Origin of the sequence: Halovenus carboxidivorans (assembly GCF_009831575.1) — an archaeon.
Classification (GTDB): Archaea; Halobacteriota; Halobacteria; order Halobacteriales; family Haloarculaceae; genus Halovenus; species Halovenus carboxidivorans.
On record NZ_WUUT01000001.1, the window covers coordinates 181,508 to 207,246 of the forward strand.

Annotated in this window: 32 protein-coding genes; 14 read left to right on the plus strand and 18 right to left on the minus strand. The window is 63.2% G+C overall.

Features of this window, described 5'->3' with window-relative positions:
* Nucleotides 1–13 precede the first annotated feature (13 nt).
* The gene (locus GRX03_RS00895; RefSeq protein ID WP_159762324.1) at nt 14–676 is read right to left on the minus strand and encodes a 2,5-diamino-6-(ribosylamino)-4(3H)-pyrimidinone 5'-phosphate reductase; all 663 of its coding nucleotides are present in this window, start codon (nt 674–676) and stop codon (nt 14–16) included.
* A 50-nt stretch (nt 677–726) separates the two neighbouring features.
* Nucleotides 727–1,176, minus strand: coding sequence for a hypothetical protein (locus tag GRX03_RS00900; protein ID WP_159762325.1), 450 nt, complete (start codon nt 1,174–1,176; stop codon nt 727–729).
* A gap of 113 nt (nt 1,177–1,289) precedes the next feature.
* On the opposite strand from GRX03_RS00900, the gene GRX03_RS00905 reads away from it, so the two are divergent.
* Nucleotides 1,290–2,207, plus strand: a complete 918-nt coding sequence (locus GRX03_RS00905) for a TIGR03571 family LLM class oxidoreductase (RefSeq protein ID WP_368277888.1) — start codon at nt 1,290–1,292, stop codon at nt 2,205–2,207.
* A 136-nt stretch (nt 2,208–2,343) separates the two neighbouring features.
* Here the strand turns inward: GRX03_RS00905 and GRX03_RS00910 are convergent, their stop codons facing one another.
* The 3 genes from GRX03_RS00910 to GRX03_RS00920 form a co-directional block, all read right to left on the minus strand.
* The gene (locus GRX03_RS00910) at nt 2,344–2,613 is read right to left on the minus strand and encodes a hypothetical protein (protein ID WP_159762326.1); all 270 of its coding nucleotides are present in this window, start codon (nt 2,611–2,613) and stop codon (nt 2,344–2,346) included.
* Between the two features lie 86 nt (nt 2,614–2,699).
* Complete coding sequence (locus GRX03_RS00915; RefSeq protein ID WP_159762327.1) at nt 2,700–3,353, minus strand: HVO_2922 family protein; 654 nt, start codon at nt 3,351–3,353, stop codon at nt 2,700–2,702.
* A gap of 53 nt (nt 3,354–3,406) precedes the next feature.
* Nucleotides 3,407–4,282, minus strand: a complete 876-nt coding sequence (locus GRX03_RS00920) for a winged helix-turn-helix domain-containing protein (RefSeq protein WP_159762328.1) — start codon at nt 4,280–4,282, stop codon at nt 3,407–3,409.
* A 117-nt stretch (nt 4,283–4,399) separates the two neighbouring features.
* Between GRX03_RS00920 and GRX03_RS00925 the strand changes: the two genes are divergently transcribed.
* From GRX03_RS00925 to GRX03_RS00940, 4 genes are read left to right on the plus strand one after another with little or no spacing between them, the layout of a single operon-like run.
* Nucleotides 4,400–5,842, plus strand: coding sequence for a M23 family metallopeptidase (locus GRX03_RS00925; RefSeq protein ID WP_159762329.1), 1,443 nt, complete (start codon nt 4,400–4,402; stop codon nt 5,840–5,842).
* A gap of 26 nt (nt 5,843–5,868) precedes the next feature.
* Nucleotides 5,869–6,249 carry a hypothetical protein gene (locus GRX03_RS00930; protein ID WP_201289145.1) on the plus strand — a complete coding sequence of 127 codons (381 nt, stop codon included), beginning with the start codon at nt 5,869–5,871 and terminating at the stop codon, nt 6,247–6,249.
* A 2-nt stretch (nt 6,250–6,251) separates the two neighbouring features.
* Nucleotides 6,252–7,109, plus strand: coding sequence for a dihydrodipicolinate synthase family protein (locus GRX03_RS00935; protein WP_159762330.1), 858 nt, complete (start codon nt 6,252–6,254; stop codon nt 7,107–7,109).
* Nucleotides 7,110–7,144: 35 nt separating this feature from the next.
* A complete protein-coding gene (locus GRX03_RS00940; protein ID WP_368277889.1) occupies nt 7,145–8,671 on the plus strand; it encodes a DUF790 family protein in 1,527 nt (508 codons plus the stop codon).
* A 1-nt stretch (nt 8,672) separates the two neighbouring features.
* On the opposite strand, the gene GRX03_RS00945 is transcribed toward GRX03_RS00940, so the two are convergent.
* The 5 genes from GRX03_RS00945 to GRX03_RS00965 all read right to left on the minus strand — a co-directional run bounded on the left by GRX03_RS00945 (nt 8,673) and on the right by GRX03_RS00965 (nt 13,640).
* The gene (locus GRX03_RS00945; protein ID WP_159762331.1) at nt 8,673–9,710 is read right to left on the minus strand and encodes a M48 family metalloprotease; all 1,038 of its coding nucleotides are present in this window, start codon (nt 9,708–9,710) and stop codon (nt 8,673–8,675) included.
* Nucleotides 9,711–9,785: 75 nt separating this feature from the next.
* Entirely contained in the window at nt 9,786–10,550 is a 765-nt protein-coding gene (locus GRX03_RS00950) for an SDR family NAD(P)-dependent oxidoreductase (protein WP_159762332.1), read from the minus strand.
* A gap of 112 nt (nt 10,551–10,662) precedes the next feature.
* Entirely contained in the window at nt 10,663–11,166 is a 504-nt protein-coding gene (locus GRX03_RS00955; RefSeq protein WP_159762333.1) for a DUF7122 family protein, read from the minus strand.
* Nucleotides 11,163–12,071, minus strand: a complete 909-nt coding sequence (locus GRX03_RS00960; RefSeq protein WP_159762334.1) for an RsmB/NOP family class I SAM-dependent RNA methyltransferase — start codon at nt 12,069–12,071, stop codon at nt 11,163–11,165. The genes GRX03_RS00955 and GRX03_RS00960 overlap by 4 nt, the downstream gene beginning before the upstream one ends.
* 39 nt (nt 12,072–12,110) lie before the next feature.
* Nucleotides 12,111–13,640 carry a threonyl-tRNA synthetase editing domain-containing protein gene (locus GRX03_RS00965; RefSeq protein WP_159762335.1) on the minus strand — a complete coding sequence of 510 codons (1,530 nt, stop codon included), beginning with the start codon at nt 13,638–13,640 and terminating at the stop codon, nt 12,111–12,113.
* An 89-nt stretch (nt 13,641–13,729) separates the two neighbouring features.
* Here GRX03_RS00965 and GRX03_RS00970 point away from each other — a divergent pair, with 89 nt between their 5' ends.
* Together GRX03_RS00970 and GRX03_RS00975 are read left to right on the plus strand one after the other, a co-directional pair.
* Entirely contained in the window at nt 13,730–14,164 is a 435-nt protein-coding gene (locus tag GRX03_RS00970; RefSeq protein WP_159762336.1) for a universal stress protein, read from the plus strand.
* Nucleotides 14,165–14,226: 62 nt separating this feature from the next.
* Nucleotides 14,227–15,081: a hypothetical protein gene (locus tag GRX03_RS00975; RefSeq protein ID WP_159762337.1), complete on the plus strand. Its 855-nt coding sequence runs from the start codon at nt 14,227–14,229 to the stop codon at nt 15,079–15,081.
* On the opposite strand, the gene GRX03_RS00980 is transcribed toward GRX03_RS00975, so the two are convergent.
* Nucleotides 15,052–15,789, minus strand: coding sequence for an SOS response-associated peptidase (locus tag GRX03_RS00980; protein ID WP_159762338.1), 738 nt, complete (start codon nt 15,787–15,789; stop codon nt 15,052–15,054). The genes GRX03_RS00975 and GRX03_RS00980 overlap by 30 nt on opposite strands.
* 85 nt (nt 15,790–15,874) lie before the next feature.
* Between GRX03_RS00980 and GRX03_RS00985 the strand changes: the two genes are divergently transcribed.
* Nucleotides 15,875–16,414: a Mov34/MPN/PAD-1 family protein gene (locus tag GRX03_RS00985; protein WP_159762339.1), complete on the plus strand. Its 540-nt coding sequence runs from the start codon at nt 15,875–15,877 to the stop codon at nt 16,412–16,414.
* On the opposite strand, the gene GRX03_RS00990 is transcribed toward GRX03_RS00985, so the two are convergent.
* A complete protein-coding gene (locus tag GRX03_RS00990; RefSeq protein WP_159762340.1) occupies nt 16,411–16,947 on the minus strand; it encodes an NfeD family protein in 537 nt (178 codons plus the stop codon). The genes GRX03_RS00985 and GRX03_RS00990 overlap by 4 nt on opposite strands.
* A gap of 130 nt (nt 16,948–17,077) precedes the next feature.
* Between GRX03_RS00990 and GRX03_RS00995 the strand changes: the two genes are divergently transcribed.
* Together GRX03_RS00995 and GRX03_RS01000 are read left to right on the plus strand one after the other, a co-directional pair.
* Nucleotides 17,078–17,566: an RNA-binding protein gene (locus GRX03_RS00995; protein WP_159762341.1), complete on the plus strand. Its 489-nt coding sequence runs from the start codon at nt 17,078–17,080 to the stop codon at nt 17,564–17,566.
* 65 nt (nt 17,567–17,631) lie between these two features.
* Nucleotides 17,632–17,991: a cell division protein SepF gene (locus tag GRX03_RS01000; RefSeq protein WP_159762342.1), complete on the plus strand. Its 360-nt coding sequence runs from the start codon at nt 17,632–17,634 to the stop codon at nt 17,989–17,991.
* A 40-nt stretch (nt 17,992–18,031) separates the two neighbouring features.
* Here GRX03_RS01000 and GRX03_RS01005 read toward each other — a convergent pair whose 3' ends face one another.
* The 3 genes from GRX03_RS01005 to pheT all read right to left on the minus strand — a co-directional run bounded on the left by GRX03_RS01005 (nt 18,032) and on the right by pheT (nt 21,699).
* On the minus strand, nt 18,032–18,538 hold the full coding sequence (locus tag GRX03_RS01005) for a Tfx family DNA-binding protein (protein WP_159762343.1): 507 nt from the start codon (nt 18,536–18,538) through the stop codon (nt 18,032–18,034).
* A gap of 31 nt (nt 18,539–18,569) precedes the next feature.
* Nucleotides 18,570–19,661 carry a putative sulfate/molybdate transporter gene (locus GRX03_RS01010; RefSeq protein ID WP_159762344.1) on the minus strand — a complete coding sequence of 364 codons (1,092 nt, stop codon included), beginning with the start codon at nt 19,659–19,661 and terminating at the stop codon, nt 18,570–18,572.
* A gap of 313 nt (nt 19,662–19,974) precedes the next feature.
* Nucleotides 19,975–21,699: a phenylalanine--tRNA ligase subunit beta gene (pheT, locus tag GRX03_RS01015; protein ID WP_159762345.1), complete on the minus strand. Its 1,725-nt coding sequence runs from the start codon at nt 21,697–21,699 to the stop codon at nt 19,975–19,977.
* A gap of 70 nt (nt 21,700–21,769) precedes the next feature.
* On the opposite strand from pheT, the gene GRX03_RS01020 reads away from it, so the two are divergent.
* From GRX03_RS01020 to GRX03_RS01030, 3 genes are all read left to right on the plus strand, one after another.
* Complete coding sequence (locus GRX03_RS01020) at nt 21,770–22,099, plus strand: hypothetical protein (RefSeq protein WP_159762346.1); 330 nt, start codon at nt 21,770–21,772, stop codon at nt 22,097–22,099.
* Nucleotides 22,083–23,030, plus strand: coding sequence for a tyrosine-type recombinase/integrase (locus GRX03_RS01025; RefSeq protein WP_159762347.1), 948 nt, complete (start codon nt 22,083–22,085; stop codon nt 23,028–23,030). The genes GRX03_RS01020 and GRX03_RS01025 overlap by 17 nt, the downstream gene beginning before the upstream one ends.
* 111 nt (nt 23,031–23,141) lie before the next feature.
* Nucleotides 23,142–23,600, plus strand: coding sequence for a hypothetical protein (locus tag GRX03_RS01030; RefSeq protein ID WP_159762348.1), 459 nt, complete (start codon nt 23,142–23,144; stop codon nt 23,598–23,600).
* Here GRX03_RS01030 and GRX03_RS16990 read toward each other — a convergent pair.
* Nucleotides 23,590–23,844 (minus strand): helix-turn-helix domain-containing protein, encoded by a 255-nt coding sequence (locus tag GRX03_RS16990; RefSeq protein ID WP_159762349.1) that lies wholly within the window; start codon nt 23,842–23,844, stop codon nt 23,590–23,592. The two genes, GRX03_RS01030 and GRX03_RS16990, sit on opposite strands and share 11 nt — an antisense overlap.
* Complete coding sequence (locus tag GRX03_RS01040) at nt 23,837–24,133, minus strand: hypothetical protein (RefSeq protein ID WP_159762350.1); 297 nt, start codon at nt 24,131–24,133, stop codon at nt 23,837–23,839. The genes GRX03_RS16990 and GRX03_RS01040 overlap by 8 nt, the downstream gene beginning before the upstream one ends.
* 149 nt (nt 24,134–24,282) lie before the next feature.
* On the opposite strand from GRX03_RS01040, the gene GRX03_RS01045 reads away from it, so the two are divergent.
* Nucleotides 24,283–24,834, plus strand: a complete 552-nt coding sequence (locus GRX03_RS01045) for a hypothetical protein (RefSeq protein WP_159762351.1) — start codon at nt 24,283–24,285, stop codon at nt 24,832–24,834.
* On the opposite strand, the gene GRX03_RS01050 is transcribed toward GRX03_RS01045, so the two are convergent.
* Nucleotides 24,831–25,421, minus strand: a complete 591-nt coding sequence (locus GRX03_RS01050) for a site-specific integrase (protein WP_159762352.1) — start codon at nt 25,419–25,421, stop codon at nt 24,831–24,833. The genes GRX03_RS01045 and GRX03_RS01050 overlap by 4 nt on opposite strands.
* Between the last annotated feature and the right edge of the window lie 318 nt (nt 25,422–25,739).

A 25,739-nucleotide genomic window follows, 5' to 3' on the forward strand; every position in this document is an offset into this window, starting at 1 on the left:
GCCGACAGCCCGATTACTCCGTCGTGTAGGTGAGCACTACGCCCTCCCCGATCCGTTCGACGTTCTCCAGCGTCAGCGCCGGGAACTCGTCGGTGAACCCGTCGCCGTCGGCCAGCGTCGGGGCCTCTCTCCCGCCGATGACCATCGGGCCGACGAACACCGAGAGTCGGTCCACGAGGTCGGCCTCGAACAGCGAGTAGATGATCTCGCCGCCGCCCTCGACCATGAGCTGATCGACCCCGTGGTCGGCCAACTCCTCGAAGGCCGCGGCCAGGTCGACGCGGGACTCGCCGGCCCGGATGACGGTCGCGCCCGACTCCTCCATCTGCGCGACGAAATCCGTCGGCGCGGCCTCGCTGACCAGCAGATAGCTCTCGGCGCGGTCGTCGAGCACCGCCGCGTCCGGCGGGGTTCGGATCCGGGAGTCCGCGACGACCCGGGCGGGGTGGCCGGGTTCGCCTCGCTCGGTCCGCTCGTCGATCAGATCCTCGTCGTCGAGCGTGAGCGAGGGGTCGTCGGCCAGCACCGTGCCGACGCCGACCATCACCGCATCGCTGTCGGCCCGCAGTCGGTCGACCCGCTCGAAGTCCGCCCGATTGCTGATGTCGACCTGCTCGCGCTCGCGCGAGGAGAGCTTCCCGTCCACGCTGGTCGCCGCGTTCACGACTACTCGCATATCCGCTCAGGCGACCTGCTCCAAGTTACCGGTTTCGGTCCCGCGGGCGCTCATCCCGCCGTCTCGTTGCCGGTCCCCTCGTCCGAGTCGGGCGGCTCGCCTTCCCGCACGACGAGTTCGTAGCCGCCGATTTCGCTCTCGGCCTCGTCGACGTTGAACCGGATCTCCGCGATCTCGTCGGGCGCGATCGGACCGTGCTGTCTGGTGTACTCCGACCCCAGGTCGTTTCCCTCCCGGTCGCGCATCTGTAGCGAGATGTCGGCGTACTCCGGCTCCGTCCCGATGTTTTTGAGTCTGAGGATGATTGAGACCTGTCCGTTTTCGACGATACGGTTGTCCGCCTGCCGCGTGAGGTTGTCCGCCCGTATCCGCACCTCCCGGTGATCGCCGCTGGCGGACGGTCCGTCGTCGGGAGTCTCCTCGTCGTCGGATCCGAGACAGCCCGCGACGCCTCCCGCGAACGCACAGCACAGCCCCGAGACGAACGTCCGTCGGTCCATGCATGCATGTCGCACCGAGACCGGGATAAACGTACCCATCCCGGTGATCGGTAACGGGTCCGGCGGCTCCGGACAACGGTGCTCATTTCAGCCTCGCGGCCCCATCGACTGACGTGACTCGGGACCACGACGCGCCTGCTACCCGCCCCTCGTTCCGGTCAGACGGGCTCTCGGTCGGCGTCGGCTTTCCGCTAACCGGAGTGAACGACTCCCGACCCTCGATCTCCCGGGAACTCGCGCTCGCGGAACACGCCGAGGAGGTCGGTTTCGACGCGCTGTGGGCGCGGGACGTGCCGCTGTACTGGCCGAAGTTCGGCGACGCGGGCCAGACCTTCGACACCTGGCCCTGGCTCGCGACCGTCGCCGCCCGGACCGACGAGATCGCTCTCGGGACGGCGAGTGTCGTCCTCCCGATCCGACACCCCATTCACGTCGCAAAGAGCGCCGCGACCGTCGACCGACTCTCCGACGGCAGACTCGTGTTGGGGGTCGCGACCGGGGACCGCGACCCGGAGTACGACGCCTTCGATGTCGATCCCGAGAGCCGTGGCGAACTGTTCCGCGAGAGCGTCCGGTGGCTCCGAACCCTGTGGTCGGAGCCGTTTCCCGAACTGGACGGCCCCTGGGGCCGTCTCGACGGGCGCTTGGATCTCCGCCCGAAACCGGCCGGAGAGATTCCGCTGTTTCCGACCGGCCACGCCAGACAGGAGCTGTCGTGGATCGGCGCACACGGCGACGGCTGGCTGTTCTATCACCTCCCGGAGGAGACGCTGGACTCGTTTCTCTCCGACTGGCGCGATGTCGGCGGCGACAAGCCGTATCTCATGGCACTGCAGGCCGAACTCGCGGCGGATCCGACCGCGGACCCGGAACCGATCCACCAGGGCTACCGCGCCGGGATCGAGTGGTTCCGCGAGTATTTCGGCCGACTGGAGGCCGCGGGCGTCGATCACGTGATCGTCGGTATCAGCGGCCGAGAACCCGAGGCGGGGCTGACGGCCTTCGCTGATGGCGTTCTGGCCTACCGCTGAGCCGAATCACTGCGTTTCTGAGTCAGAAACAGGCGGAGCTACTTATTCATGCGCTCGCGAAAGGAAGGCCGGGGGAAGTCGGTTCCCCGTCCTCTGACATCGGCCCTCCGACGGCCGACGCCCTGCGGTCGGTTTTCTACGCGCTCACAGAGTCCGCTCCGGGCTCGTTCTGGACCTCGCTGGCGAGCTTGAACATCCCGTAGCTACCCCAGAACGCGAACAACAGACCGATCGTGATCCCGACTCCGTAGCCGATTCCCGTCGTCGGGAACCCGCCCGGTGCGAAGATCTGATCGGACAGGATGATCGCGAAGGCTCCGGTGATGTACGCGAACGGCAGCGAGACGATCACCAGTGCCGGGAACGACAGTGCCGCGCTGACCTTCGGATCGAGTTTGTCGAACATTCTCTCTATCGGATCTAAGACGAACCCTAATATAGAACTGTCGACTCGGCCCAGTAGTTCGGGCCGTCGACTCGGTGCCCCCGCGATCAGGCTTCGGTCTCGACGGGCGCACCGGGGGCGTTCGACCTGACCGAGTTCAGCCCCTGTTTGCACTTCTGTTTCGAGGAGTAGCCGCGACCGCAGTCCGCGATGATGTTGCCGTTGTCGTGGACGAGTCGCCAGCGCCACTTCTCCTGTTTGTCCTCGTAGAGTTCGAAGGTCGCCTTGCTGGTCCCCTCCTGTGGCTCCTCCTGCTCGTCCTTCGAGAGGTCGTCGATGGGGGCGCCGGCGACGTTTTTCTTGACGCTCTCCAGTCCCTGTTCGGCTTTCTGCTTCGAGGAATACCCCTCCGAGCCGTCGGCGATGATGTTGCCGTTGTCGTGGCGGAGCCGCCAGCGGTGCTCGCCGCCGTCGTCCTCGTACAGCACGAACGTCGCCTTGCTCGCCTGCGTCTCCGTTTCGATCTCTCCGCCCTCCTCCTCGGGCCACTCGACCTCGATTTCGAGGCTTACGTCGCCGCCTTCGCGCTCGACTTCGACTTCCAGTTCGGCCTCCTCCGCCGGCTCGACGGTGACGGTCTGTTCCTCGTCGACGGGAACTGGCTCGCCTCGCCGGAGTCGGTTCGAGATCCGCCGCAGGAACGACGAGATGCCGCGTCGGCTTCGCTTCTCCTCGGTCTCGTGGACTGTCTCCTCTGTCATACGACTAACAGACGACCGCCTCCCATATAATGGTACTCCCGACGTACCCCGAATTAGCCGACCGCTACCCGCTCGACCGCCAGACGCTCTGTCGCGGTGATCGTAACCGTTCCCTGCTCGGTCGCGACGGCGATTTCCAGCCGTACCGGATCGCGGCTGACCGACACCTCTTCGTCCGGCCGCTCCCAGCCGTGGCCGGTCGGGTCGATACCGATCTCTCGCAGCGCCGACCCGACGCGGTCGTCGGTCAACAGCGTCGATAGCGGCTCGACCCCGACGACGAACGTACAGCTCTCACAGCCGAGTTCGATCCAGTGGTCGTCCCCGTCGACTGACTCGATCCTGGGATCGACCGCGATCTGTCCGGCACAGGCCGGACACTGCCCCGTCCGGGCGAGACCGATCTCGTGTCGGACGCGGTCCTGTACCGCTTCGAGCAGGCTCTCCTCGTGCTGCTCGAACCCGTTCTGTGGAAACGGGTACGTGAACCCGTCCCAGGAGTCACACGCCTGGCAAGCGACGGCCACGAACCCCCGCTCGTACTCCAGTACCGGCTGTCCGCCACAGTCCGGACAGGCGGCCTCGGTCACCGGCTGCTCGAACTCGACGGTCTCGGTCGGACGGGTCGCGAGTACGGTCCGATACAGCGCCGTCGCGCTCGCCGTCGGCACGTACCCGTCGTCGACTTTCTCGACGTAGACGCCCTGGAGTTTGCTCAGGTGGTAGTTGAACTTGCCACTGTCTTCCAGTCCGACGGCCGCCATCAACTCCGCGTAGGACTTCGGCTCGGTGTAGACCGCCATCCAGTCCTCGAGCAGCGCGAAGAGAATATCCAGTCGGATCTCGTGTCCGAGCAGGGCGAACGCGTCCCGCGCGTCGACAGTCGAGCCGCTGTTGGCGTCCGGCGGGTGATCCTCTCCCCGATCCATACGTCCTGTTATTCGACCGGGACAAAGATCGTTCCGCTCCCCGTGACAGGTGTTCACACCCTGTGTGAAATCGAGTTCGCAAAATGACTAATTACCAACAGCCCGTCCAATCAGTCGATGTCCGAACAACGAGCGTCGACCGACCTTCCGACGCGGCTGCGGCGGCTGCTCCGCAGGGCCGATCCGACGCGGCTCTGGCTGCTCGGGCTGGTTGCACTGCCCAGCTACGTCGTCGAGTCCCTGGCGTTTCTCCGGATCTTCAACGTCTTCTTCCTGGCGTTTCTCTGGATCTTTCTCGAACCGGTCGTCGACGCGGTGCTGGCACGCGGCGCAGCGGAGCAGACGGAACCGACCGACTGGATCGGCACGGGCGACTGGCGGGAGTGGGTGGTCAGCTACGCCACGCTCCCGCTGACGTTCGTGAACCCGATTCTGCTGGTGCAGGACGCGTTTCAGTTCCTCGGCTCGGCCGTCGCCGCCGTCCGTCACCGCGGCTCGTTGCCCGCTCGCGGCGACGACCGCGCGGTCGAGTACCGCCTCCCGGTCGACGGCGAGTGGACCGTCGTCAACGGCAGTCTCGACCGGGAGTTCTCTCACTCCTGGTTCCCGGCCACGCAGCGGTACGCCTACGATTTCGTCATCACCGACGAGGACGGCCGGACCCGTCCGGAGGGAACCGCGGCGGCCGTCGAGAACTACTACTGCCACGACGAACCCGTCCTCGCGCCGGCCGACGGCGTCGTCGTCGACGTTTTCGAGACGGATCTCGAACCGGGCCGCGGGGGCGGATTCTCCCACCCGCTGAAACGGGATATCCGGGGCAATTACGTCACGATCCAGCACGCCCCGGGGGAGTTCTCCTGCCTCGCGCATCTCCGGCCCGGTAGTCTCACCGTCGAACCCGGGACGACGGTCGAACGCGGCGAGGTGATCGGCCGCTGTGGTCACACTGGCAACTCCTCGGAACCGCACCTGCACTTCCAACTCCAGGACAGCCCGGTCTTCGAGATGGCCGCCGGCCTCCCCGTCGAGTTCACGGGAGCGACGACGACATCACCGTGGCGCGAGGAGACCGCGACACCGTCGACCCGAAGGGCGGACTCGACGGCGGTATCCGACGGCGGGACGACGGCGATTACGGCCGGACAGCGCGTCTCGCAGGAGCGGGTGGCCGATTCCGCCTCCACCGAGTACACCGTTCCCGACCGTCGGCTCACCGCGGCCCTCGAACGGACGGCACTCGGGTTCGCGGTCGGCCTCCTCCTCGCGGTGTTCGGCGGATTCGTCCTCGAACAACCACTGCTCTCTGCCGCGCTCGGCGCGCTCGGTGTCGCCGGCGTCGGTGGATGGGCGGTGCTTCGGCGCGTCCGAACCGCACGTCCCGGCGGTGTCGGCCTCCCGCTGGGTCTCGCTATCGCGGCGACAGTGTGGTGGATCGACCCCCCTGTCAGCGCGCTTGTCCTCGCCCTCTCGGCCGGCCTCGTCTACGCCGCCGTCGCCGAGTTCGACCGGGTCCGCTCTCGCCGCGGGTTCGGTTCCGGTGAGCACCGAATACATTGATAACCGAGGCTCCGTTACAGTTGACTGTGACAGACGTTCAAGACGAGTTTCAGATCCCGGTCTACAGCGGGAAAGCGGCTGTCGAAGCCGGCTACGCACAGGCCCAGCAGGAGGGGGTGCCCTTTTTCGGTATCGAGGAGTACGAGGAGGGGTATGCGGTCACCTACGACCTGCTGCCCGCCGACGAGCAGCTCGCGCCGACCGCTCGCAAGGAAGTCCAGACGAGACTGACCGCCGAAGTAGAGGATATCGTCGGTGACAGCGAGTTGGCGACGGTCGAGGTGAGCAAGTCGGTCAACGACTCGCTGGGCAACGTCTCCCTGCTCGAAACCGAAGCCAGCGCTCGCCGGATCGCCCGGGCAATCGCGCCGATTGTCCTCGATGCGGCAAACTGGGACGACCGCTGACCATGCAGGGGATCGGCCCACCGCTCGTGACGCCGTTCGACGAGCACGGCGACGTCGACTACGACCGACTGACCGACCTCGTCGGCCGCCTCGAACGCGAGGGCGTCGACTTCCTGGTTCCCTGCGGGTCGACCAGCGAAGCGCCGCTGCTCACTCCCGAGGAGCGCACCCGAGTTATCGAGACGACCGCCGAGGTCGCGTCGGTCCCGGTGCTCGCGGGGACGGGGGCTCCCGGCCTCCGTCAGACCCGAGCGTGGACCGAGGCCGCCGCCGAGGCCGGCGCTGTCGGCGCGCTCGTCGTGACGCCGTTTTACTACAACCACAGCCAGGACGACCTCGCGGGGTACTATCGGGATCTGGCCGACGGCGCCTCGATCCCGATCTACCTGTACTCCGTTCCGGTCTTCGCGAAGACGCGCCTCGATCCGGAGACTGCCGGTTCGCTCGCGGAGCACCCGAACATCGTCGGGATGAAAGACTCCGCTGGCGACCTCGGCGCGTTCGTGCGGACGCTGGACCGGGTCGAGGAGTCGTTCGATCTGCTCGTCGGCGACGCGAGCGTCCTCGCACAGGCGCTCGATGCGGGCGCGAGCGGCGGGATCGCCGCCCTCGCGAACCTCTATCCCGACCGCCTCTCTGCGCTGGTCGAGACGCACTCGGACGACCCGGAATTCGCCCGGGAGCGCAACCGCTCGCTCGTCTCGATCAACAGGGCCGTCACCACGGAACACGGGATTCCGGGACTGAAATACGCGATGCGTCAGCGGGGATTCCCGGCCGGCTACGCCCGTCGGCCCCATACCGAGCCGAGCGAGTCGGCCAGGGCCGACATCACCGACCGCATGGAGCAACTCCCGTAGGTACTGTTTTGGCCGGGTAGCTGTACGTTCGAACTGTGCTGCGCAAAGACCTCCTCCGGGTCTCCAGACGGGGCGGCGGCTACCAGCCCGAGTTCGTCGACGAGGAGCGGGAGCCGCTGGCGGGCCGTGTCATCGGCTGTTACCAGGGCCACGTGGGGAGCCAGCGCCGCGAACTAGAGGCGGCTCTGACCGACATCGAACGCGAGAGCGACGATTTCAAGCTCGTTCGGGGTTTCGCGAAACTGATCGACGACGACGCGAGTTGGGCGGTGCAGTCGCCGCTCGATCCCGCCCGAACCCGCGAGGTGGTCTTCGCCGCGAGCGAGGCCGTCGGCGTCGTGACCGACGCCGAACGGGAGCAGGCGCTCGCCCGTGCCGCCGACCGTCTCGATGCCGATCCCGAGGCGGTCGAGCGGTCGCTGTACGCCGACCGCGACCAGCGCGAGGTGCTCACCGACCTCGACCGCCGCTGGACGCCAGCGGCGCTGATCGAGCAGTACAACCTCTCGCTGGCGCAGACGGCGCTGTTCGACGCCCGCGAGGTTCGGGTGCGAACGGACGACCCCAAACGCGTCATCTCCGCGACCAAGCGGCTCGGACTGCTCTACGAGATCCGCCGACTCCCGGCGGACCAGCGCCGGACGGTCGCCGGCACGGATCGGGAACTCGTCGTCACCGGCCCGGACGGGCTGTTCAAGCGCACGCGCCGCTACGGGACGGCGTTCGCACGGCTGTTGCGGACCGTCGCCGGCACCGCCGAGTGGCACCTCACCGCGACGGTCGACGACCGCGGCACGGACCGCGAACTGGAACTGAGCCAGGCGGATCTCACGGTCCCCGACACCGAACCAGTGACGGAGGTCACCTACGACAGCGGGGTCGAACGGGAGTTTGCGACCCGGTTTTCCTCGCTGGATCTCGACTGGGACCTGCTCCGGGAACCGGACCCCATCGAGGCGGGAGAGTACGTCGTCATCCCGGACTTCGCTTTCGACTGGAAACACGGGGAGTTCCGTGTTTACTTCGAGATCATGGGCTTTTGGACCCCCGAGTACGTCGAGAAGAAACTCGACCGACTCGCGGCCGTCGACGACGTGGAGATGCTCGTCGCCGTCGACGAGAGCCTCGGCGTCGGCGAGGAGATCGAAACCCGCGATCACCGCGCGATCCCCTACTCGGGACAGGTCAGCGTCAAAGACGTGCGAAACGCTCTCCGCCGGTACGAGGACGACCTGGTCGCGGCAGCCGCCGCGGACGTGCCCGACGAACTCCGGCCCGAAGAGTCGGTCGTGACTCTCGCAGATCTGGCCGAGCAGTTCGGCGTGAGCGAGGCCGCCATCGAGGACAAGTCCTTCCCCGACCACGACCGGATCGGCCGGACGCTCGTCGACCCGGCGGTGCTCGACTCCCTCGACGACCGGATCGACGAGGGGATGTCCTTCGAGGCGGTCGAGCGGGTCCTCGCCGACGCGGGGATCGACGACGCGAGTTCGGCGCTCGACGCGCTCGGCTACCGGGTCGAGTGGGAAGGACTCGGCGGTGGGACGGTACGGGCGAAGTGAGTCAGGTTTCGAGATCGCCCGCGAGTTCCTGGAGCCGTTCGATGCGCTCGTCTGTCGGCGGATGAGAGGCCGGAAACAGTTCCTGGCTCAGCAGATCGTCAGCAATCGTGTCGTCCTCGTCGTCGAAAAGCGGCGTGTCGATAGAGTAGATGTACAGCGCCTCGGCACCGCCGTCGAGGTCGCGCAGATCCTGGCCGGGCATGGCCGCCATCTCGCCGTCGATGACCGCGAGCGCGCTGGCCAGCGCCGCCGGATCGCCGGTGATCGCCGCCGATCCGCGGTCGGCCGCGTACTCGCGGTACTGCGAGAGAATTCGGAAGAGGACGTTGCTCGCGAGCCAGAACACCGCCGAGACGGTGATCGTCACGACCGCAGCCGCGACGACGACCAGAATCGCCCGGCCGCCGCTGTCCCGGTCCCGGCCGCCGCCGTGTCCCGGCGTGAAGATCAGCACCCGACTGAGGACGTGCAACAGCCCGAACATCGTCTTCGAGACCAGGTACGTCAGCGTCGGCAGCAGGTACGCGATAGACATCACGGTCGCGTCGCGGTTGTGGACGTGTGAGAGTTCGTGGGCTAACACCGCGTCGAGTTCGTCGCCGTCGAGGCTGTCGAGCAGGCCGGTCGTCACCGCGACGGTGTGGCCGCCGCGGAGGCTCCCCGTGGCGAAGGCGTTCGGTGCGTCGGAGTCGATCACGGCGACTTCCGGCTTCGGGAGGTCGGCCGTCGCGGCGAGTCGCTGCAGGCGGGCATGGAGATTCGGATACTCCTCCGCCGAGACCGTCTGTGCGCCGGTCGAGTTCAGCGCCAGTCGGTCGCCGCTGACCGCCGCCAGTCCGATCCCGATACCCGTGAGCGCGAGCACGAGTAACGGGTCGTAACCGATCTGCGGGGTCGATCCGCCCTCGCTGGCCATCGGGAGCACGACGTAGTTGAGCGCGGCCGTCAGCGTGAACGTGAACGCCAGCGGCAGCACTGCGATCAGTCCGAGCGTGGCGGCCATCCGCAGTTGCAGGGATCGGTCGGTCTCCCACTCCATCGGTCGAAATTTCGAAGTACCAACACTTGTGTGCACCGGTGTCCGGCGGAGCGCCGACGACGTGGGGCCGGTCGGTTATCGCTGCTGGTCCGTCGGCCGGATGAGCATCTCGTTGACGTTGACGTGCTGTGGCTGGCTCACGGCGTAGGTGATCGCACGCGCGATATCTTCGCTTTCCAGCGGTTGCATCGACTCCAGCAGCCCCTCCTCGACGCGCTGTTTGATCTTCTCGTCGGGGATGTGTTCCTGCAGTTCGGTGTCGACCGCGCCGGGTTCGATGATCGTCGTCCGGACGCCGTCGGTCGTCACCTCCTGGCGGAGGGCCTCGGTGAAGGCGTTGACGCCGAACTTCGTCGCGTTGTAGCCCGAACTGTTCGCGTTCGCGCGTCGACCGGCCGTCGAAGAGACGTTGACGATGTGCCCGCTGCCCTGCTCCTGCATCGTCGGCAGTGCCGCGTGTGTGAGGTTCATCAGGCCGAGCAGGTTCACCTCGACCATCTGCCGGAAGTTCTCGCGGTCGGCGCGCTCGACGGGTTCGAGCAGCATCACCCCCGCGTTGTTGACGAGGATGTCGATCGCGCCGTACTCGTCGAGGGTCGCTTCGACGAGGGCGTCGATATCCTCTTCTTCGGTCACGTCGGTCGGCACCACGAGCGCGTCGCCCTCTTGGGCTTCGATCCGGTCGGCGAGCGCTTCGAGTTCGGTCTCGCGTCGGGCGGCGAGGACGACGCTCGCTCCGCGCGCGGCGAGCGCCTCCGCTGTCGCCTCCCCGATTCCCGAGGACGCGCCGGTCACGATTGCTACCTCTCCGTCGAGTTCGGAACCGAGTTCTACGGACATCGTGTCTTAGGTGGGCGCCGACGACAATGAGTCCGCCGTTACCCTCAAAATCCGTCTCTGCCCGCCAGCCCTACAGGTGATTCGGAGGACAACCGCTGGCCCGCGAGTACGCTCACAGCTCTCGGCGTCGCCCCTTCGGCACCATCGATTTCAGTTCGTCGTAGGTGTACAGGCCGACTCCGAGCGGTTCGGGTTCGCCCGCGAGGTCGTGAGTGACGATCAGATACCCCCAGTCGCCGTCCCACTCCATCTCCTGATCCTCGCCGGCCATGAACGCCGCCGCCTGCTCCCGAGAGAGGTGGATCCGGTTTCGAGTGGCGTGGTGGCCGAACCGCTGGACCGCTTCGAGGGTCGGCTTCCAGTGCTCCTGTCGCGTCCGCAGGACAGTCATCCCCAACCCCTCGATGTCGACGGGTGATTCGAGGTCGCCGCGGAAGGCCCAGACCTTCCCCGCGCCGCGCTCCCAGAAACTGTGCTCCGCGAACACCGCTGGGTCGATCCCGAACCGCTCGTCCCACCAGTCCAGCACCTCCTCGCGGGTTGCCCGCTCCCCGACGGTCCGTTCAGCGGCCGTCGCGGGGAGTCTGTCGAACCGGGTGCTAACGTCGTCGCTCATCCCGTCACCTCCAGTTTCGCACAGAAGAACCCGCCGGTGTCGTTGTGGTGGGGGTAGATCCGTTTCGCCCGGGCGACGCTGTCGTCGAACTGCTCGCCCTCGAACTCCGTCACGCCGGGGCGGGACTCCAGGTCCAGGTCGAACTCGACGAGTTCGCAGGGCTCCTCTGCGAGCGCGTGGTCCAGCACGGCCTCGTTTTCCTCCGGCGCGAAGGTACAGGTGGAGTAGACGACCGTGCCGCCCTCTTTTGTCGCCTGGATCGCCCGCCGGAGAATCCCCTTCTGGACGCCGGCAGTCCCCTCGACGTGTTCGTAGCTCCACTCCTCCAGCACGTCGGGGTTCTTGCGGATCGTCCCCTCGCAGGAGCAGGGCACGTCGACGAGCGTCCGGTCGTACTCCTCGCCGCCGAACGGCTTCAGCGAGTGATTGCGCGAGTCCTCGATGGTGATGGCGAGGTTCGTCACGCCGAGGCGTTCGGCGTTCGAGCGCAACGCCGACACTCGGCCCATGTTGTTGTCAGTCGCGACGAGGCGACCGGAATCGCCCATCAGCGCCGCGAGTTGGGTCGTCTTGCTTCCGGGTGCGGCACAGCAGTCCCAGACTCGCTCGCCGGGCTGTGGGTCGAGCACGCGGGCGGGGACGGCCGACACCTCCTCCTGGCCGTGGAGCCAGCCGTGAACGTACGGCCAGTTGCCGCCGGCCTGGGCCTCCGGGAGGACGAACAGCCCCGGATGCCAGTCGGTCTGTTCGGCCTCGATGCCGGCCTCGGCGAGCGCCTCGCGGGCACGCTCGACGGTCGTCTTGATCGTGTTGACCCGCACGGCCGCGGGCAGTGGCCGCTCACAGGCCGCGTAGAAGGCCTCGGGATCGTCGATGAGCGGCTCGTACCGTTCCAGTACGGACATTGGGCTGGTTTCGTCAGGGGTGAGTTTGTGCGTTTCGACTCACCGGAGCACGCGGTCGCTGTACCGCCGCTCAACGGGCCGTGTCCCGGTCGGCCAGCCGGCGGTCTCCTCGCGGATCTGATCGGCAATCTCGGCCGGCGTGACCGTTCGCTCGGTCTGCTCGACCCGGCTCGTGACCCGCAGCGTCTCGCCGTCTCCCTCGCTGACGACGGCGTCGTACGGAACCCACTGTTCGCTCGCGGCCTGGAGCCGTTCGCTGACCGGCAGATCACGGTCGTCGATGTCGGCCCGTACGCCCGCCGCGTCGAGGTCGTCGACGACGCGCTCGCAGGCGTCGATGTCGTCGGGTTCGATGGGGATCAGCCGGAACTGAACTGGTGCGAGCCAGACCGGGAGCGTCGGCCGCTCACCCGTTCTGGTCCGGCGGAGCGCGGCGACGAACCGCAGCGGCTCATCCAGCGGGTTCGACCGCACGACCAGTCTGTCACCGTCCGTCCTCGTCGGGTCTTCCTCGATCCAGACAGTCGGCGTCGCCAGCCGAGCGTGCTCGCCCAGCACGGCGAACTCGAAGGCGAACGGGCGTCCGCTCTCGCTACCCTGGTCGATCACGAGCGGCTGATCGAGCAGATCCCCGAGGCCGGCGAGCCAGTCCCGGTGTTCGTCGACGAACCCATCGCTACACCGACAGACCGGCTCGAACGGGACCGAGAGGTCCCCGAGCAGTCCAGCCACGAGTGCGATCTGCTCGCGGGCCTCGCGTCGTCCGTCGTCAAGCGACCGCACCGCGGTCGTGAGCGTCGGCCCCGGCCGGCCGGTCTCGTCCGCACCCGCGGTCGACTCGAACACCGATGCCGGGCCGTCCCCGCCGAAGACGAGTTCCGACACCGGATCGGATCGCGTCGGTCGTTCCGCCGGAACCGCGCCGTGGATCCGCAGTCGCTCGGTCGCGAGGTCGACGAGCAGATCGCGCACGAACACCCCTTCGGGAAGCACTGTTCCCCCCGCGTCGAACAGCACGGGGCCGCCTTCGGACGGCTTCAGTAGCTGGGCCAACGACACTTCCTCCACCCGCCCGTCGTCGAGAACCGGACCGTCCGCGTCGTCCGCAATCTCGGTGAGCGAGCCGTCAGATGCGAGTCGAAACCACTCCCCGGCGGTCGGTCGTCCGGCCTCGACCTCGAACCGCTGGTTGGCGAAGGGGTGGCCCCGCGCGTCGAGTTCGAAACTGATCGACTCGCCGAGCGGCACGGTGTGTGTCTCGTATTCCAGGCGGTCGGCGAGCGCGCTGATCGCGTCGTCCGCGACGGCGTTCGCGGCCGGGGCGTCGGTCAACTGCGCGCAGGGGACGAGCGCGACGACTCGTTCGTCGAGTCGGTCGGCCATCTCGGAGATCCGGTCGGCAGCGGCGGCGACGAGACCCGGTCGTTCGGCGTCGGAGCGTTCGACAGCGACGAAGACGACGACCGACCCGCCGAGGTCGGCGCTCGCACCCGAGCGCGTCTCGCTGTCGGGGTCGTGATTTCGCACCTCGAAGGAGAACCCATCCGCGTGCAGACAGCGCAGTTGCATTGTCCGAACGGACCGGACCGCGAGCAAAAAGCGTGCCGCCGGCGGGAACCGGGGAAACCTACAACTGTGTGCCCGTCACAGAGGGTGACATGTACGACGACATCCTGCTTCCGACCGACGGCAGTTCCGCGACGACGGAGGCGCTCGATCACGCGCTGACGATTGCGGCCGACAAGGACGCGACCGTTCACCCGCTGTATATCGTCGACAAACGCCACCTCCGCGCGGCGGACGACGACACCACCGAAGAGGTACGGCGCTCGCTCGAGGAAGAGGCCACCCACGCGCTCGACGACGCGAGAGTCCGCATCGAAGACGAGGGTGTCACCCCCGAAACCGCCCGGCGGGAGGGGATCCCGCACCGCGCGATTCTCGGCTACGCCGAGGAGGCGGACATCGACCTGATCGTGATGGGAACCCACGGCAAAAACGGCCGTGAGCGGCTCGCACAGCTCGGGAGCACCACCGAACGCGTCGTCAAAAACGCCGACCTTCCCGTGCTGGTCGTCGAGATTGGCGATTGACACGCGTATGCCTGGCGTCTGACGCGGTTTTAATTGGATCGGGTGGCAGGTTCAGCACACGCATGCCACGCCTGACGGTGACAATCAGCGACGAACACGAGCGGATTCTGGAGCGCCAATCGGACGTCGGGGAGGCATATCGCTCGAAATCCGAGGTGATTCGGGAGTGTATCGAGGCCCACGAACGGGTCGAGGAACTCTCCGAGCAGTTGGCCTGTCTGGAGGCCGAAGTCGAGTTGCTGCGCGACCAGCGGGCCAAACTCAAGGAGAAAGCCGCCCGCGTCGACGAACTCGAATCCCAACTTCGACAGCTCCAGGCCGCCTACCACCGTGCGATCAGCGAGGGGCGGTCCCCCCAGGAGCTGGAACCGATGGCCGAGCTGTCGGTCGACTCAGGTCCCTCTGCACAGGCGCTGATCGAGGAAGCGGAGTCTCCGAGCGAGACGCCGACAATCGAGGAGTCCGACGCCGCCGCCGACGCCGAACCCGTGGCGGCCACGACAACAGCCACCCGGGAAGCGGCGGATTCACCCGACCCGGAGACGGCCGACCCGCCCGCACAGACGGCGGTCGGTCAGTCCGGGGCGGAGACGGCTACCTCCGAGGGCTCTCCCCAGTCGGTCGAGGAGACGCCCGACCGGTCCGATGGGGAGGGTGCGATCGGGTGGGGAGAGTCGCCGGCTGCACACCGGGGTGAATCTCCCTCGCCGGCGGCCACGCAGTCGGAGAGCAGCCGATCCGCACAGCCAGCCACGACAGACACGGGAGCAACCGCAGGCTCCAGGTCGACTGACGCCGAGGCGGAGTCAGCGACAGACGGCGGCGTCGAAATCGACGAGGAGCTGTTGTACCAGTCCCCGAGCGTCGGTTCGCGCCTCAAATCCGCGCTATTCGGTGGACCCGGTGGCAGCCGGTGAGTCGACGGCATCGACGAGTTCGGCGTGGTCGTTCGCGGGGTCGTTGACCGCCGTCGAGACGGGATAGGCGTGCATCGATTCGGCGGGATGCGGTTCGAGCAGTTTTTCGGCGCTGTCCGGTGACGCCGAGAGCCATCGCTCGCGCTGGTCGTCGGGGAGGATCACCGCCATCCGATGGTGGAGATCCGAGACGAGGTCGTTCGGCTCGGTCGTCACGATGGTGAACGTCTCGACCGGCTCCGCCTCCGGGCTCGCGGCTCCGTCACCGAACGCGTCGAGACCGGTCTGTGTCGTCGGCGGCTGCCAGCGCGTCCACAGCCCCGCCATCAGGAAGGGTCGCCCGTCGGTGAAGGTGACGCGATACGGCTGGCTCCCCTGGTCGGTCTCGACCCACTCGTAGAAGCCGTCGGCGGGGACGAGACACCGGCCAGCCCCCTCGATCTCTCCCTCGAAGGCGTCTGCGAAGCTCGATTTCTCCGCGAGCGTCTCGGCGCGGGCGTTGATGTGTCCCCCGTCAGTTTTCGCCTCGGCCCACTGTGGGACGAGTCCCCATTCGAGTCGTCGGAGCCGTCCCGGTTCGTCGTCGGTGATGACCGGCAACTGCTGGCCCGGCGCGGCGTTGTACGTCGGTTCGTAGGCCTCGACGTCGATGCCGAACCGGTCAGACAGCGTCTCCGGGGCGACAAAGAGCGTGTATCGACCGCACATATCGGTACGTGGGGCCGATAGCTCAAAAAGGCGTCCGGTCGGTCGAGCAGAATACTTAGGGGTCGACGACCCCGAGTACGGGGTAATGGGACTGTTCCGGTCGGACGAACTGCTCGGCATCGCCGCGGAGACACTGGAGTTCATCCTCTCGGCCTCCGAGCAGACTCACCCGAACGAGTACATGGGGTTTCTCCGGGCCGACGACGCCGGTCGGCTCGACCTCGACCGCGACGGGAACGTCATCACCGACGTGTTGGTCATCCCCGGAACCGAGTCAGGCCCGACGAGCGCCTCGGTCAAGGAGATGATGCGACCGAACGATATCCGTTCTGTTGGCTCCGTCCACTCCCACCCGAACGGCGTGCTCCGGCCCAGCGACGCCGATCTCCGGACGTTCTCCAGCGGCCGGGTGCACATCATCGTCGGCGCACCGTACGGCCGCAGCGACTGGCAGGCCTTCGACAATCAGGGTGAGCCGACCGATCTCGACGTGATCGACGTCTCCCTACCCGACGAGGAGTTCTTCGAGTTGACCCAGGAGAGTCTCGGCGACGAACACCTCGACCAGCCCCGCGAGAAATCCGAGGACGACGACAGCGGCGGTCTGTTCTCGTGGTTCCGCTAGGCCTGTTCGGCCTCAGCCTCGCGTTCGAGTTCGCGGTCTATCTCGTCTTTGACGTTGTCGACCGACTCGACGGTGAGGACGTTTCCGCCGCCGGGGTCGACGACGATCACTTCGGTTCCCTCCGGGAGTTCGTCGTCGAAACTGCGGGCTTCGTAGTACGGATTGAAGCCGCCCTCGTCGAGTTTGACCTGACCGTCGGTCGGCGTGACCCGCTCGGTGACGCGGCCTGATTTCCCTCGAAGCGAGTCGGAATCGCTCGTCTTGCCTTGCCCCTGACCGCCGTAGAGGTCGAGTTCGCGGTAGGCGTACAGCGTCCCGACGGATGTCGCCAGGACGACCACCGCCATGATCGTGAGAATGAGCGGCGCGGGAATCGCCGCGGGAAGTAACACGCCGACGATTCCCGCGGCGAGAATCCCCGTTCCGGCGACGAAGAAGTGCGCTCCGGGCGCGAACGCCTCGGCGATGATCAGCCCCGCACCGGCGACCAACATGAACACCGCGATGTTGCCCATGAGCGACTCCAGGACCATACCAAAAGTTGTGTTGGAACGCAGATAACAGTTCGGGCTCGTTTCCTCCCGGGAAACGAGGGGCGGACAGCGGTGCGCTCACCCACGACGAAGCCGAGATGTTTATGCACGCGCCCGCTGAGTCACACGTATGGACGTGAAGTCGCGTCACCATCTCCGGTCGGACGAAATCGGGGCGATTCAGGAGGCCATCGAGTCCAAACTCGGCGTCACCGTCGACGCCGATTCCTTCGAGAAAGTCGAGTTCGACGACAGCGAGTGGAACGTCGTCCTCGTCGACGGCGAGCCACTGGTCCTCTACGTCGGAGACGACGACCGGGAGCCATTTCTGACGGTGCGAGGCGCGAACGAGTACCCGCCGACAAAACGGATCGTCACCGTCGATGCCGGCGCGATCCAGTTCGTCTCCGACGGCGCGGACGTGATGCGTCCGGGCATCGTCGAGGCCGACGAGGTGATCGCGGAGGGCGATCTCGTCGTCATCAACGAGGAGGGCCACGGGAAGTTCCTGGCCATCGGCCGCGCGCTCGTCGACGGCACGGAGATGGTCGGCGAGGAGGGTCGTGTCGTCGAGTCGATCCACCACGTCGGCGACGACCTCTACGAGATGACGATCTGATCTCGCGTGCGTGATACGTTCCGTCTGACGTAAAGCCTAAACAGCCGGCGGCCGCCCCTACACGTATGGGACTCATGAGCAAGATACTCGGTGGGTCGGGAGGCACCCGACAGACCGAGGATTACGTCGAACTCAGCGCCGACGACCTGGCCGGCGAAGACGTCGAGGCCGACACCGAGGTCAAAATCGCCAAAATCGCGGACAAATCCGACGTGATCGATATCAAAGACGAGGTGTACGACGGCAACATCGTCATCGCCGATATCACCCGCCACAGCACGCAGGACCGGACGATGGAACACATCACGGACGAGCTCAAGCAGGTCGCCAAGGAGGTTCGAGGCGACATCGTCCAGAAGGACGACGACCAACTCATTATCACGCCGACGGGCGCGCGAATCAGCCGCGAACGGATCGGCCGCTGAGTGTCCCGGCACACGGCGACTCAGGGCGCGGGTTCTTCTGTCACGGCTTCCGAACGCGCACCCGTCCGTCGCTGGTCACGTTGACCGACAGCGTCGTTCGGATCTGTCGCCCGTCGACCGCGCTACCCGCCGCGTCGCTGATCCGTTTCATCAGTTCGGGGGCGTTGTGGGTCACCGTGATATCGGCATCGTCACAGGCGTCGAAGACGAGATCAGGCGTCTCGTAGAGATCGGTCCCCGCGGGAATCTCGACGCGGACCGGCGCGGACAGTAACTCCGAGAACTCGACCGTCTCGCGGGCCTTCTCGACGTTCTCGCGCGCTCGGTTCTCGATCCCGGTGATGTTCTCGCGGGTGGTGCCGAGGCGGTCAGCGATATCGGCCTGCCTGAGGCCGTGTTCGCGCATCACGAGCACCTCCGCCTGCCGCCGAGTAAGGAGTGTTCGTTCCTCCTCGAAACCGATCTCCTCGAGCAGTTCCGCGGCGTCCTGCTGGTTGCGAAGGTCGGTCCCGCCGGTACCCCCATCGTCGTCCGGTTCGTCGCCCATACCAATTCCTATGTGCCGTAAGTAGTAGAAGTTACGTCCGCCGACGTACCGCCAGGTGGACGACGATCCCGGCGACGAACGCGATCCCGAGGTTCGTGAGCACCGCGAGTAGCCCGATTCCGACCGATAGCGGGAGGTTCGAGGACTTGCGGACGCTTTTGCCCAGCGACAGCGCGATAATCGCGAGCAACACGCCGAGCATCGCCAGCGGGAACGCGCCGAGCACCGCCGCCGTCGCGAAGACCGCGGCCCCGAGATAACCGACTCCGAGCAGCACGTTCGCTCCGCCGGTGCGCGCCCCGAACTCGTACTTGCCCGCGACGCCGTCACAGCCGTGACACATCGGGATCCCTCCGGCGGGCACGGCGAGCAGGTTCGTCACCCCCATGCTCGTCGACAGTTCGTCCGGGGAGACCTCGGCGTCGAACAGGTCCGCGAACAGAAGCGAGGTCGCCAGCGCGGCGTTGCCGATGGTCATCGCCAGTTGCGCGAAGACGCCGTCGAGAGTGGGTCGCAGTCCGGCCTCCGCGACCGGCGGGACCGGCGGCGCACCCGGCCACTGCGGCGTCGGCACGCCAGCGCCTGTAAGTGCCAGCCCGACCCCGACGGTCAGCACGGCCAGCGCGCTCAGATTCCGGTAGCCCGCGAGCACCACGACCGTCGCGATGGCCAGGCCCGCGCCCGCGAGCAGTAGGTCCCCGGCGGCGAGGCGAACCCCGGTTCCGAGTAACACCAGCCCCACCGCGAACTGGACGCCGCGGATGACTGGCTCGCCGATCCACCGTTCGATCTTCCCGAGCGTGCCCGTCAGCCCGACGACGAGGAGGACGACACCGAGGATCAGCCCCGCCAGGGCGAGTTCCGCGTACGTGATCGCGCCGGCGATAGCCAGCGCCGTGAGCGCCTTCATCGGTTCGACGGAGATCGGCAGGCCGTATCTGACCCCCCAGACGATCTGGAAGACGCCGAACACGAGCAACACGTGCGGGAGCGAGATTGTCGTCAGCAGCGACAGCGCGACGACTAGCGGGAGCACTGTAATCGAATCCCCTACCGCCCCCGTGAGTTCGTTGAACTCGAACTTGAGCCGGCGCCCTGCGACAGATCGGGGCTCGTACGCCATCTATTCACTACTACGGGCGGATACACTTATCTCTATCCAGTTGCCGAAACGCGTTACACTCGAAATCGGAGTAATTAATAGTGGTTCCTACTTCTCGGTCGGGTGATCCGCTTCGCTTACCACCGCTCCTCGAAACACCCGGGCGAACACGGCCGTGCTCCCGGTTACTCCAGGGCGTCGAGACGGAACTCGAAGGCCGCAACAGGCAGTTCCAGGTCGTGTCGCGACCACCTTTTTTCGACTCGGGTACAGGGACCCCTCGTCCAAAAAATCTGGACCAAAAAAGCCGCTCGCTCACTCCGCTCGCTCCCGGTTACTCCAGGGCGTCGAGGCGGAACTCGAAGGCCGCAACAGGCAGTTCCAGGTCGTGTTCGACGAGCACCTTCGGGTGGATCTCACCGATCACGCCGACGGATTCGCCGTCGAGGACGACTTCGGCGGTCCGGCCCGGGATGAACGTCGGGTGCTCGGTCGGTGGCGTCGCCAGGTCTGCGTCGAAGGCCTTGGCGAGCGCCTGCAGGCGGCCGCGGGCGTCCTCGTAGGAGGCCTCGGTGTCGGCGAGGACGGCCGCCACGGTCCGGCGCTCGGCGACGCCCGTGTTCTCGCTGTCGTCGAGTTCCGCCGCGAGCCCGATTTCGGAGAGGTGTTGCGGGTACTCGCGGTGGGTGTTGTTCTCTAAGACGAGCAACAGCGAGGGCAGCGCCCACGTCCGCAGGATCTCGTAGGCTTCGCTGTACGGCTCGCGGATCGTCACCGGCTGGCCGCCGCCGAGTACGTCCGACCCGGGTTCGATCCCCAGGCGGTCGAAGTTCTCCTCCGTCGAGATCATGTGGAAGTTCAGGAGGTCCTCGAAGCCGAGACCGACCAGCGTGTCCCGGGCGGCGTCTTCCAGTCGCGAGCGCTCGTGGCGACCCCCGACGGTCGACACGTCCGGATACCGGGGTTCGAGGTCGTTGAACCCGTATGCGCGGCCGATGTCGTCGATCACGTCGAGCGGGTGCAACACGTCGACGCGGTAGGGCGGGATCTCCACCTCGTAGGTGACCTCCTCGTCGTCGTCGACCGTCCCGTCGAGGCCGGCCCGTTCGAGACAGTCGAGCACCGTGCCGCTGTCGAACTCGACGCCGACGATGCTCTCGATGCGGTCGTGAGCGACGGTCTTGGTCTTGACCGAGAAGTCCGGTCGGTCGAGGCTCCGGCCGGCGTACTCGCCGGGCGTGTCGTCGGTGTACTCGACGGTGACGCGCTCGACGGTGCCGCCGCGGGCCGACAGCGCGTAGCAGACGATGTTGCACATGTGATCGACCGTCCACTGGTCGGTGCCGGTCATCTCGATCAGCAGGTCGCGGGAGTCCTCGGTGACCTCGGTCCGGCGGCCGTTGATCACCGGCGGGAACGAGAACAGCCCGATGTCGTCGTAGATCGCGGGGTACTCCTCGAAGCCGTCGACGAGGTCGGCGTACTGCGAGCCCATGTGGTGGGAGTCGGTCACCTCGCGGGGGGTCATGCCCTCCTCGCTCTCCAGCGGGACGAACCGCTCCTCGTCGGGGTCCATCGAGGTGTACCGGATCGTCTTCTCGCCGCCGGTGCCGGCCGCGCCCTTCAGTGCCACGAGGTCGTGGACGCCGATCGCGCCCTTGGCGCGCTGGCGACCCATCGTCGCGTGGAGTTTCTCCTGGATCTGGATGAGCGACTCCAGCGATTCCTCGTCGAACTCCAGTCCGCGGACGACCGCACCCGTCACGTACGGGCGCTCGGCGGGCGGGCCGTCGACCTCGATTGTCCACTCGGGGTCGTTCGTGTTCGGCACGTAGACGCCGCGGTCGGTGCCGTACTGATACCGCAGCGAGCGGGCGATCCCCTCGACAGAGAGGCGGTCGAGGCGGTCGGGGGCGAACTCCAGTTGGAACTCGTCCTCGTCGGTCCAACCCTCGAACTCCAGGCCGAGCGCGAACAGGTCCTCGCGGAGTTCGTCGTCGTCTTTGTCCGTGCCGACGAGTTGGCGGAGTTCGTCGGGATCGACGTCGACGACGGGCATCAGTACACCACCTCACGAATAGCGTATACAAATCGTAGCGTTTTTCGTCTCATATCTCAAATTACTCTCTATGGGCTCAAATAAGGTTATGGTTGGATGTAGAGTGTCCGAAAACCGCAAGGAAGAGTGGGATGAGTTTGTAGAAGGCTCGGATGAGTTCAACACGCTCGCACAGCTTGTCAGGGTGGGCGTAGAGCGGATTATTTCGGATGCGGAGTCAGACGATGAGGAACAGTTAGAAATGATTAGAGACGACTTACAGGGCGTTCTGAGAGAAATCAAACAGACACGGTTAGACATCGAAGAATTAGAGGAGAATATAGACGACGCAGAGGATATTTCAGACGAACTGATGTTCGAACTGGAGGAATTCTTCCACGGTGATGAAAATGAACAGTAAAGATGAACGATTTTTCGAATCTTGGTTGGAAAGACGAAAATCGAGATTAGCAGAAGGTACGTATTCGTCTGAACAATCAGCTACTACGGCGTTAAAGGAGTTTTTAGAGGTAGAAGGTGTAGGGTTAGCGGACATAGATTTCCTTCTCGCAGACAATTTTATTTCGTATCTCACCAACGAGAAAGGCTTAGCGGACAATACGACGGTAAACTACTATTCTAAGGTAAAGCAACTCTACGAGTATTATATCAAGGTCAACAAACTGGATAAGACAAATCCATTTCCCGAAGTGGATGTTTCACATCTGGACTACGAGAGCCCAGACAATGAGAAGATAACTCTGGAAGAAGAGGAAGTCCGTGCCTTAGTTGAGTCAATGACGGAAGCAAGGTCTAAAGCCTTGTTTGGATTTATGGCAACAACAGGGGCGAGGATTGGTGAAGCAATACGATTGGAAATGGACGATTTGGACTTACAGGAACGCTCTGCGACGATTATAACGCTCAAGAACGACAATCAGGACGAGAGGACTGTATACTTTGACAGACGAGCGAGACGGTATCTCAATGAGTATGTGAACAATGGATACCGTTCACAGTACCCGAACGATGATTCTGAGTATGTTTTTATCACCCGCGTAGCCGAGCGTATGAGTAGGGATAGGGGGCGTGTACTGTTTAATGATGGAGTCGAGAATTGCGAAGAGATAGAAGATAAAGTCGATACGAATGAGAAGGCTGGAGGCAATGAACGGAGTACAATTACCAGTCATATTCTTAGGAGGTCATACGCTCAGAACTGGATAGATAGCGGAGGCGATATTATGACATTAAAAAATGTAATGGGTTGGTCTGATTTGGAGACAGCAAAACAATATCTCAATGATGAGGTGGACAAGGACAAGGTAGACAGGTACGGTATGACTCTGTAGTATATCTGTGTAAATGAAGGTAGTATAGTATATAATACGTCGGAACCTTGGGAATTCCTTGGTATTTTGCCAAGGATAACAGTTTTAGCACCGTCTTGATTACGTCTAGATATGTCATTAAATCTAAACAAATCTGAACAGAAGACACTAAAATATCTGTACTGGAATCACGAGGACTGGCACGCCCGCCGTGATATTCTGAGGAAAACGGACCTCACATATAATCAGGTCCGTAGGGCGACGAGAAAGCTATCTGAGAAAGGGTTTCTCTGGCAAGAGGAAGAGAACACAAAGGGAGGTATAGACGCTCGTAAGACATATATGATAAACTCGAAGGGAATTGAATACGTCAAGAACAACGATTTGCGAAAGTCCGAAGAAGCCGAGATACGGGAAGAGTTCGAGAAGGTCAAAGAGCGGGTGGCGTTTATGAAACAGACAGATATTCAGACGGATAGCATACACACCCGTCTGGATGCAATGGAATTTTACTTAAAACAGATACTCCCCGCTATTGAGGATATGGGGTATGAAATAGAACAGTGGGAAGAAAAAGAGCCTAACAATTGAGTCTGTAATATGGAATTGGTTTTCCGAGCGTCTTTTTTTCATCTACCTGTTCAATGAATCCGACTGTCTGGAGTTGTCCTACAATCCGTCGTGTCGTCCGCTCAGGGACGCCCGTAACGTCCATAATGTCTCGCACCGTCCATACGTCGTCCATCGTCTTAATCGCCGTCAGCACCCGCATATAGTTAGCTGTCTGCCCGTATTGTTCCTCAACCTGCGTGATTTTCTCACCGTATTCATTCATTCCGAATCACCCCGAAGTTCGAGAACTCAGACGCTCCGTCATAATCTTCCAATTCTCCACTAGAATTTGACATTATATAAACATCCATAACTAAATTGTCCAGATTCTCTGGACTTACTTTATTCTGCCAATTTTTTCCGAACGTCCGTGCTAATACTATTTTGATGTTGTGCCTAACTTCTTCCAAATCCTCGCACAGAGAAGCCCACTTACTGCCTGAGGTCTCGAAGAATACCCGTCGCCCATCTTCATCCATCTCGATTTCTGCGAACTTCTCTTCTTCCGTCATCATAATTATTCGCTGTTCGTCGTCGTATTTGTAGTAGTTCGTGTATGTTTTAGACATACACGTATTATTTTGGACTAATATCCTATAAACTTAATGTCTATTTTGGCATTAATCTAATAGGGTTGTGGGGTAGTTATATATGTGCTGATATGTCAGGCAAACAAGTAGACACTGCGACTACATCCCTCCGTATAACTGATTCAATTAGACGCGATTATGAGGTTAAATTTGGCAATACAGACATTAAGTGGGGCGATTATTACCGTTCTGAAGATGAGCGAAATAGCCACAGACGGGACGGGTTTCTGGCGGAAGCGACGCTGGTTGATATGTTTGAAAAGATGATTGGTGAAGAAAATGTCAACTGGCTAGGAAATGAAGGCGAGGTCGATATAAGATTGTTCGGAAGTGTGGGTGTTGAAGTCAAATCGAGACAAGATTCCACGGAATATCGGTCTATGATACTACACAGCGATTTGGATAATAGCGATGCTGATATGTTCATTAACACGGTTGTTCACCACGACCACTTTTCAGATGAGCCGATAAGTGTCGAGGTCATCGGCTGGATGAAAAAAGAAGAAGCATACGATAAAGCTGAAGAAGTCCAGTTTTTCGGAGATGACTCGGTTAAGTACGAGGTCTACGCGAAGGATATGAACGATATAGATGAGATTACCAACGTACTCAACCTATTTTAGACCCACGAGACTTTTTCCAGTTCTTCGCTCTGGTGTTGTTCTGAGAAATCCTGTAAGTAATGGTCTCTAAACGTTCGCCAGTCATCCCACGACCCCCACTCCATCACTTGGAGCGGACTCACGCCATCGTCTAAAAGAGCATTAGCCCACGTGCGTCGACCGTCGTGGAGAGTGAGGTGTTGGTATCCTCTCTCATCTTCTTCCTCTCTCAGCCTATCGCAAACGTCTCTGAACCGTCGCCTAACAGTCCGCATAGTACATCCAATGATATCGTCTTCTGGGTCTGATTCTGTAGTCTCGTATAGCGTATTAATTCGAGTTTCTACGGTGTCGGGTAATGGCGTCTCTCGATACTCGTCTCCCTTACCTTCCCAGACTCTCAGAAACCAGTCATCTGTACTCTTCCGAAGGTTCACATCTCGATACTCAGCGTCTCCAACTTCTCCTTGCCTCAGACCGCAATACGATGCTAACTGCCAAGCTGTCTTTGTCTCTTGGTGGTCTATCTCTCTGGCTACTAATCTACGCTCCCATTTGTTGAGAACTACTCGGTATCCTTCCTCGGTGTCGTATGCTTCCATTCTCATATGTCCAATATACAAGATTCAAGGACAAAAAGTTGTCGGATTACTTATATTTTGGAGTGATATCGGCCACATATTGGCCTACAATAGGCCAACCGATGGTCCAACGTGTCCAACAATACAGGATTCTCGGACACAAAAGTAGACGGGTGGGATTCGAACCCACGATTGCCAGCTTTGTATTCCGTGTCTCTGTATGGTTGCCCGAACAGAGTAGTCTTGGAACAGGATATCCATAGCTGACTACTGAGCCAGATAGTCCGTCCATTTATTTGATTATCCTAGAAACCTAAATATTCTGTTATATATGACTGATAATTA

Bases quoted from the DNA above. Each gene is read 5' to 3' on its own strand.
- GRX03_RS00895 (WP_159762324.1), bottom strand. From the start codon at position 676: ATGCGAGTAGTCGTGAACGCGGCGACCAGCGTGGACGGGAAGCTCTCC.
- GRX03_RS00900 (WP_159762325.1), bottom strand. From the start codon at position 1,176: ATGGACCGACGGACGTTCGTCTCGGGGCTGTGCTGTGCGTTCGCGGGA.
- GRX03_RS00910 (WP_159762326.1), bottom strand. From the start codon at position 2,613: ATGTTCGACAAACTCGATCCGAAGGTCAGCGCGGCACTGTCGTTCCCG.
- GRX03_RS00915 (WP_159762327.1), bottom strand. From the start codon at position 3,353: ATGACAGAGGAGACAGTCCACGAGACCGAGGAGAAGCGAAGCCGACGC.
- GRX03_RS00920 (WP_159762328.1), bottom strand. From the start codon at position 4,282: ATGGATCGGGGAGAGGATCACCCGCCGGACGCCAACAGCGGCTCGACT.
- GRX03_RS00925 (WP_159762329.1), top strand. From the start codon at position 4,400: ATGTCCGAACAACGAGCGTCGACCGACCTTCCGACGCGGCTGCGGCGG.
- GRX03_RS00935 (WP_159762330.1), top strand. From the start codon at position 6,252: ATGCAGGGGATCGGCCCACCGCTCGTGACGCCGTTCGACGAGCACGGC.
- GRX03_RS00945 (WP_159762331.1), bottom strand. From the start codon at position 9,710: ATGGAGTGGGAGACCGACCGATCCCTGCAACTGCGGATGGCCGCCACG.
- GRX03_RS00950 (WP_159762332.1), bottom strand. From the start codon at position 10,550: ATGTCCGTAGAACTCGGTTCCGAACTCGACGGAGAGGTAGCAATCGTG.
- GRX03_RS00955 (WP_159762333.1), bottom strand. From the start codon at position 11,166: ATGAGCGACGACGTTAGCACCCGGTTCGACAGACTCCCCGCGACGGCC.
- GRX03_RS00960 (WP_159762334.1), bottom strand. From the start codon at position 12,071: ATGTCCGTACTGGAACGGTACGAGCCGCTCATCGACGATCCCGAGGCC.
- GRX03_RS00965 (WP_159762335.1), bottom strand. From the start codon at position 13,640: ATGCAACTGCGCTGTCTGCACGCGGATGGGTTCTCCTTCGAGGTGCGA.
- GRX03_RS00970 (WP_159762336.1), top strand. From the start codon at position 13,730: ATGTACGACGACATCCTGCTTCCGACCGACGGCAGTTCCGCGACGACG.
- GRX03_RS00975 (WP_159762337.1), top strand. From the start codon at position 14,227: ATGCCACGCCTGACGGTGACAATCAGCGACGAACACGAGCGGATTCTG.
- GRX03_RS00980 (WP_159762338.1), bottom strand. From the start codon at position 15,789: ATGTGCGGTCGATACACGCTCTTTGTCGCCCCGGAGACGCTGTCTGAC.
- GRX03_RS00985 (WP_159762339.1), top strand. From the start codon at position 15,875: ATGGGACTGTTCCGGTCGGACGAACTGCTCGGCATCGCCGCGGAGACA.
- GRX03_RS00990 (WP_159762340.1), bottom strand. From the start codon at position 16,947: ATGGTCCTGGAGTCGCTCATGGGCAACATCGCGGTGTTCATGTTGGTC.
- GRX03_RS00995 (WP_159762341.1), top strand. From the start codon at position 17,078: ATGGACGTGAAGTCGCGTCACCATCTCCGGTCGGACGAAATCGGGGCG.
- GRX03_RS01000 (WP_159762342.1), top strand. From the start codon at position 17,632: ATGGGACTCATGAGCAAGATACTCGGTGGGTCGGGAGGCACCCGACAG.
- GRX03_RS01005 (WP_159762343.1), bottom strand. From the start codon at position 18,538: ATGGGCGACGAACCGGACGACGATGGGGGTACCGGCGGGACCGACCTT.
- GRX03_RS01010 (WP_159762344.1), bottom strand. From the start codon at position 19,661: ATGGCGTACGAGCCCCGATCTGTCGCAGGGCGCCGGCTCAAGTTCGAG.
- pheT (WP_159762345.1), bottom strand. From the start codon at position 21,699: ATGCCCGTCGTCGACGTCGATCCCGACGAACTCCGCCAACTCGTCGGC.
- GRX03_RS01020 (WP_159762346.1), top strand. From the start codon at position 21,770: ATGGGCTCAAATAAGGTTATGGTTGGATGTAGAGTGTCCGAAAACCGC.
- GRX03_RS01025 (WP_159762347.1), top strand. From the start codon at position 22,083: ATGAAAATGAACAGTAAAGATGAACGATTTTTCGAATCTTGGTTGGAA.
- GRX03_RS01030 (WP_159762348.1), top strand. From the start codon at position 23,142: ATGTCATTAAATCTAAACAAATCTGAACAGAAGACACTAAAATATCTG.
- GRX03_RS16990 (WP_159762349.1), bottom strand. From the start codon at position 23,844: ATGAATGAATACGGTGAGAAAATCACGCAGGTTGAGGAACAATACGGG.
- GRX03_RS01040 (WP_159762350.1), bottom strand. From the start codon at position 24,133: ATGACGGAAGAAGAGAAGTTCGCAGAAATCGAGATGGATGAAGATGGG.
- GRX03_RS01045 (WP_159762351.1), top strand. From the start codon at position 24,283: ATGTCAGGCAAACAAGTAGACACTGCGACTACATCCCTCCGTATAACT.
- GRX03_RS01050 (WP_159762352.1), bottom strand. From the start codon at position 25,421: ATGAGAATGGAAGCATACGACACCGAGGAAGGATACCGAGTAGTTCTC.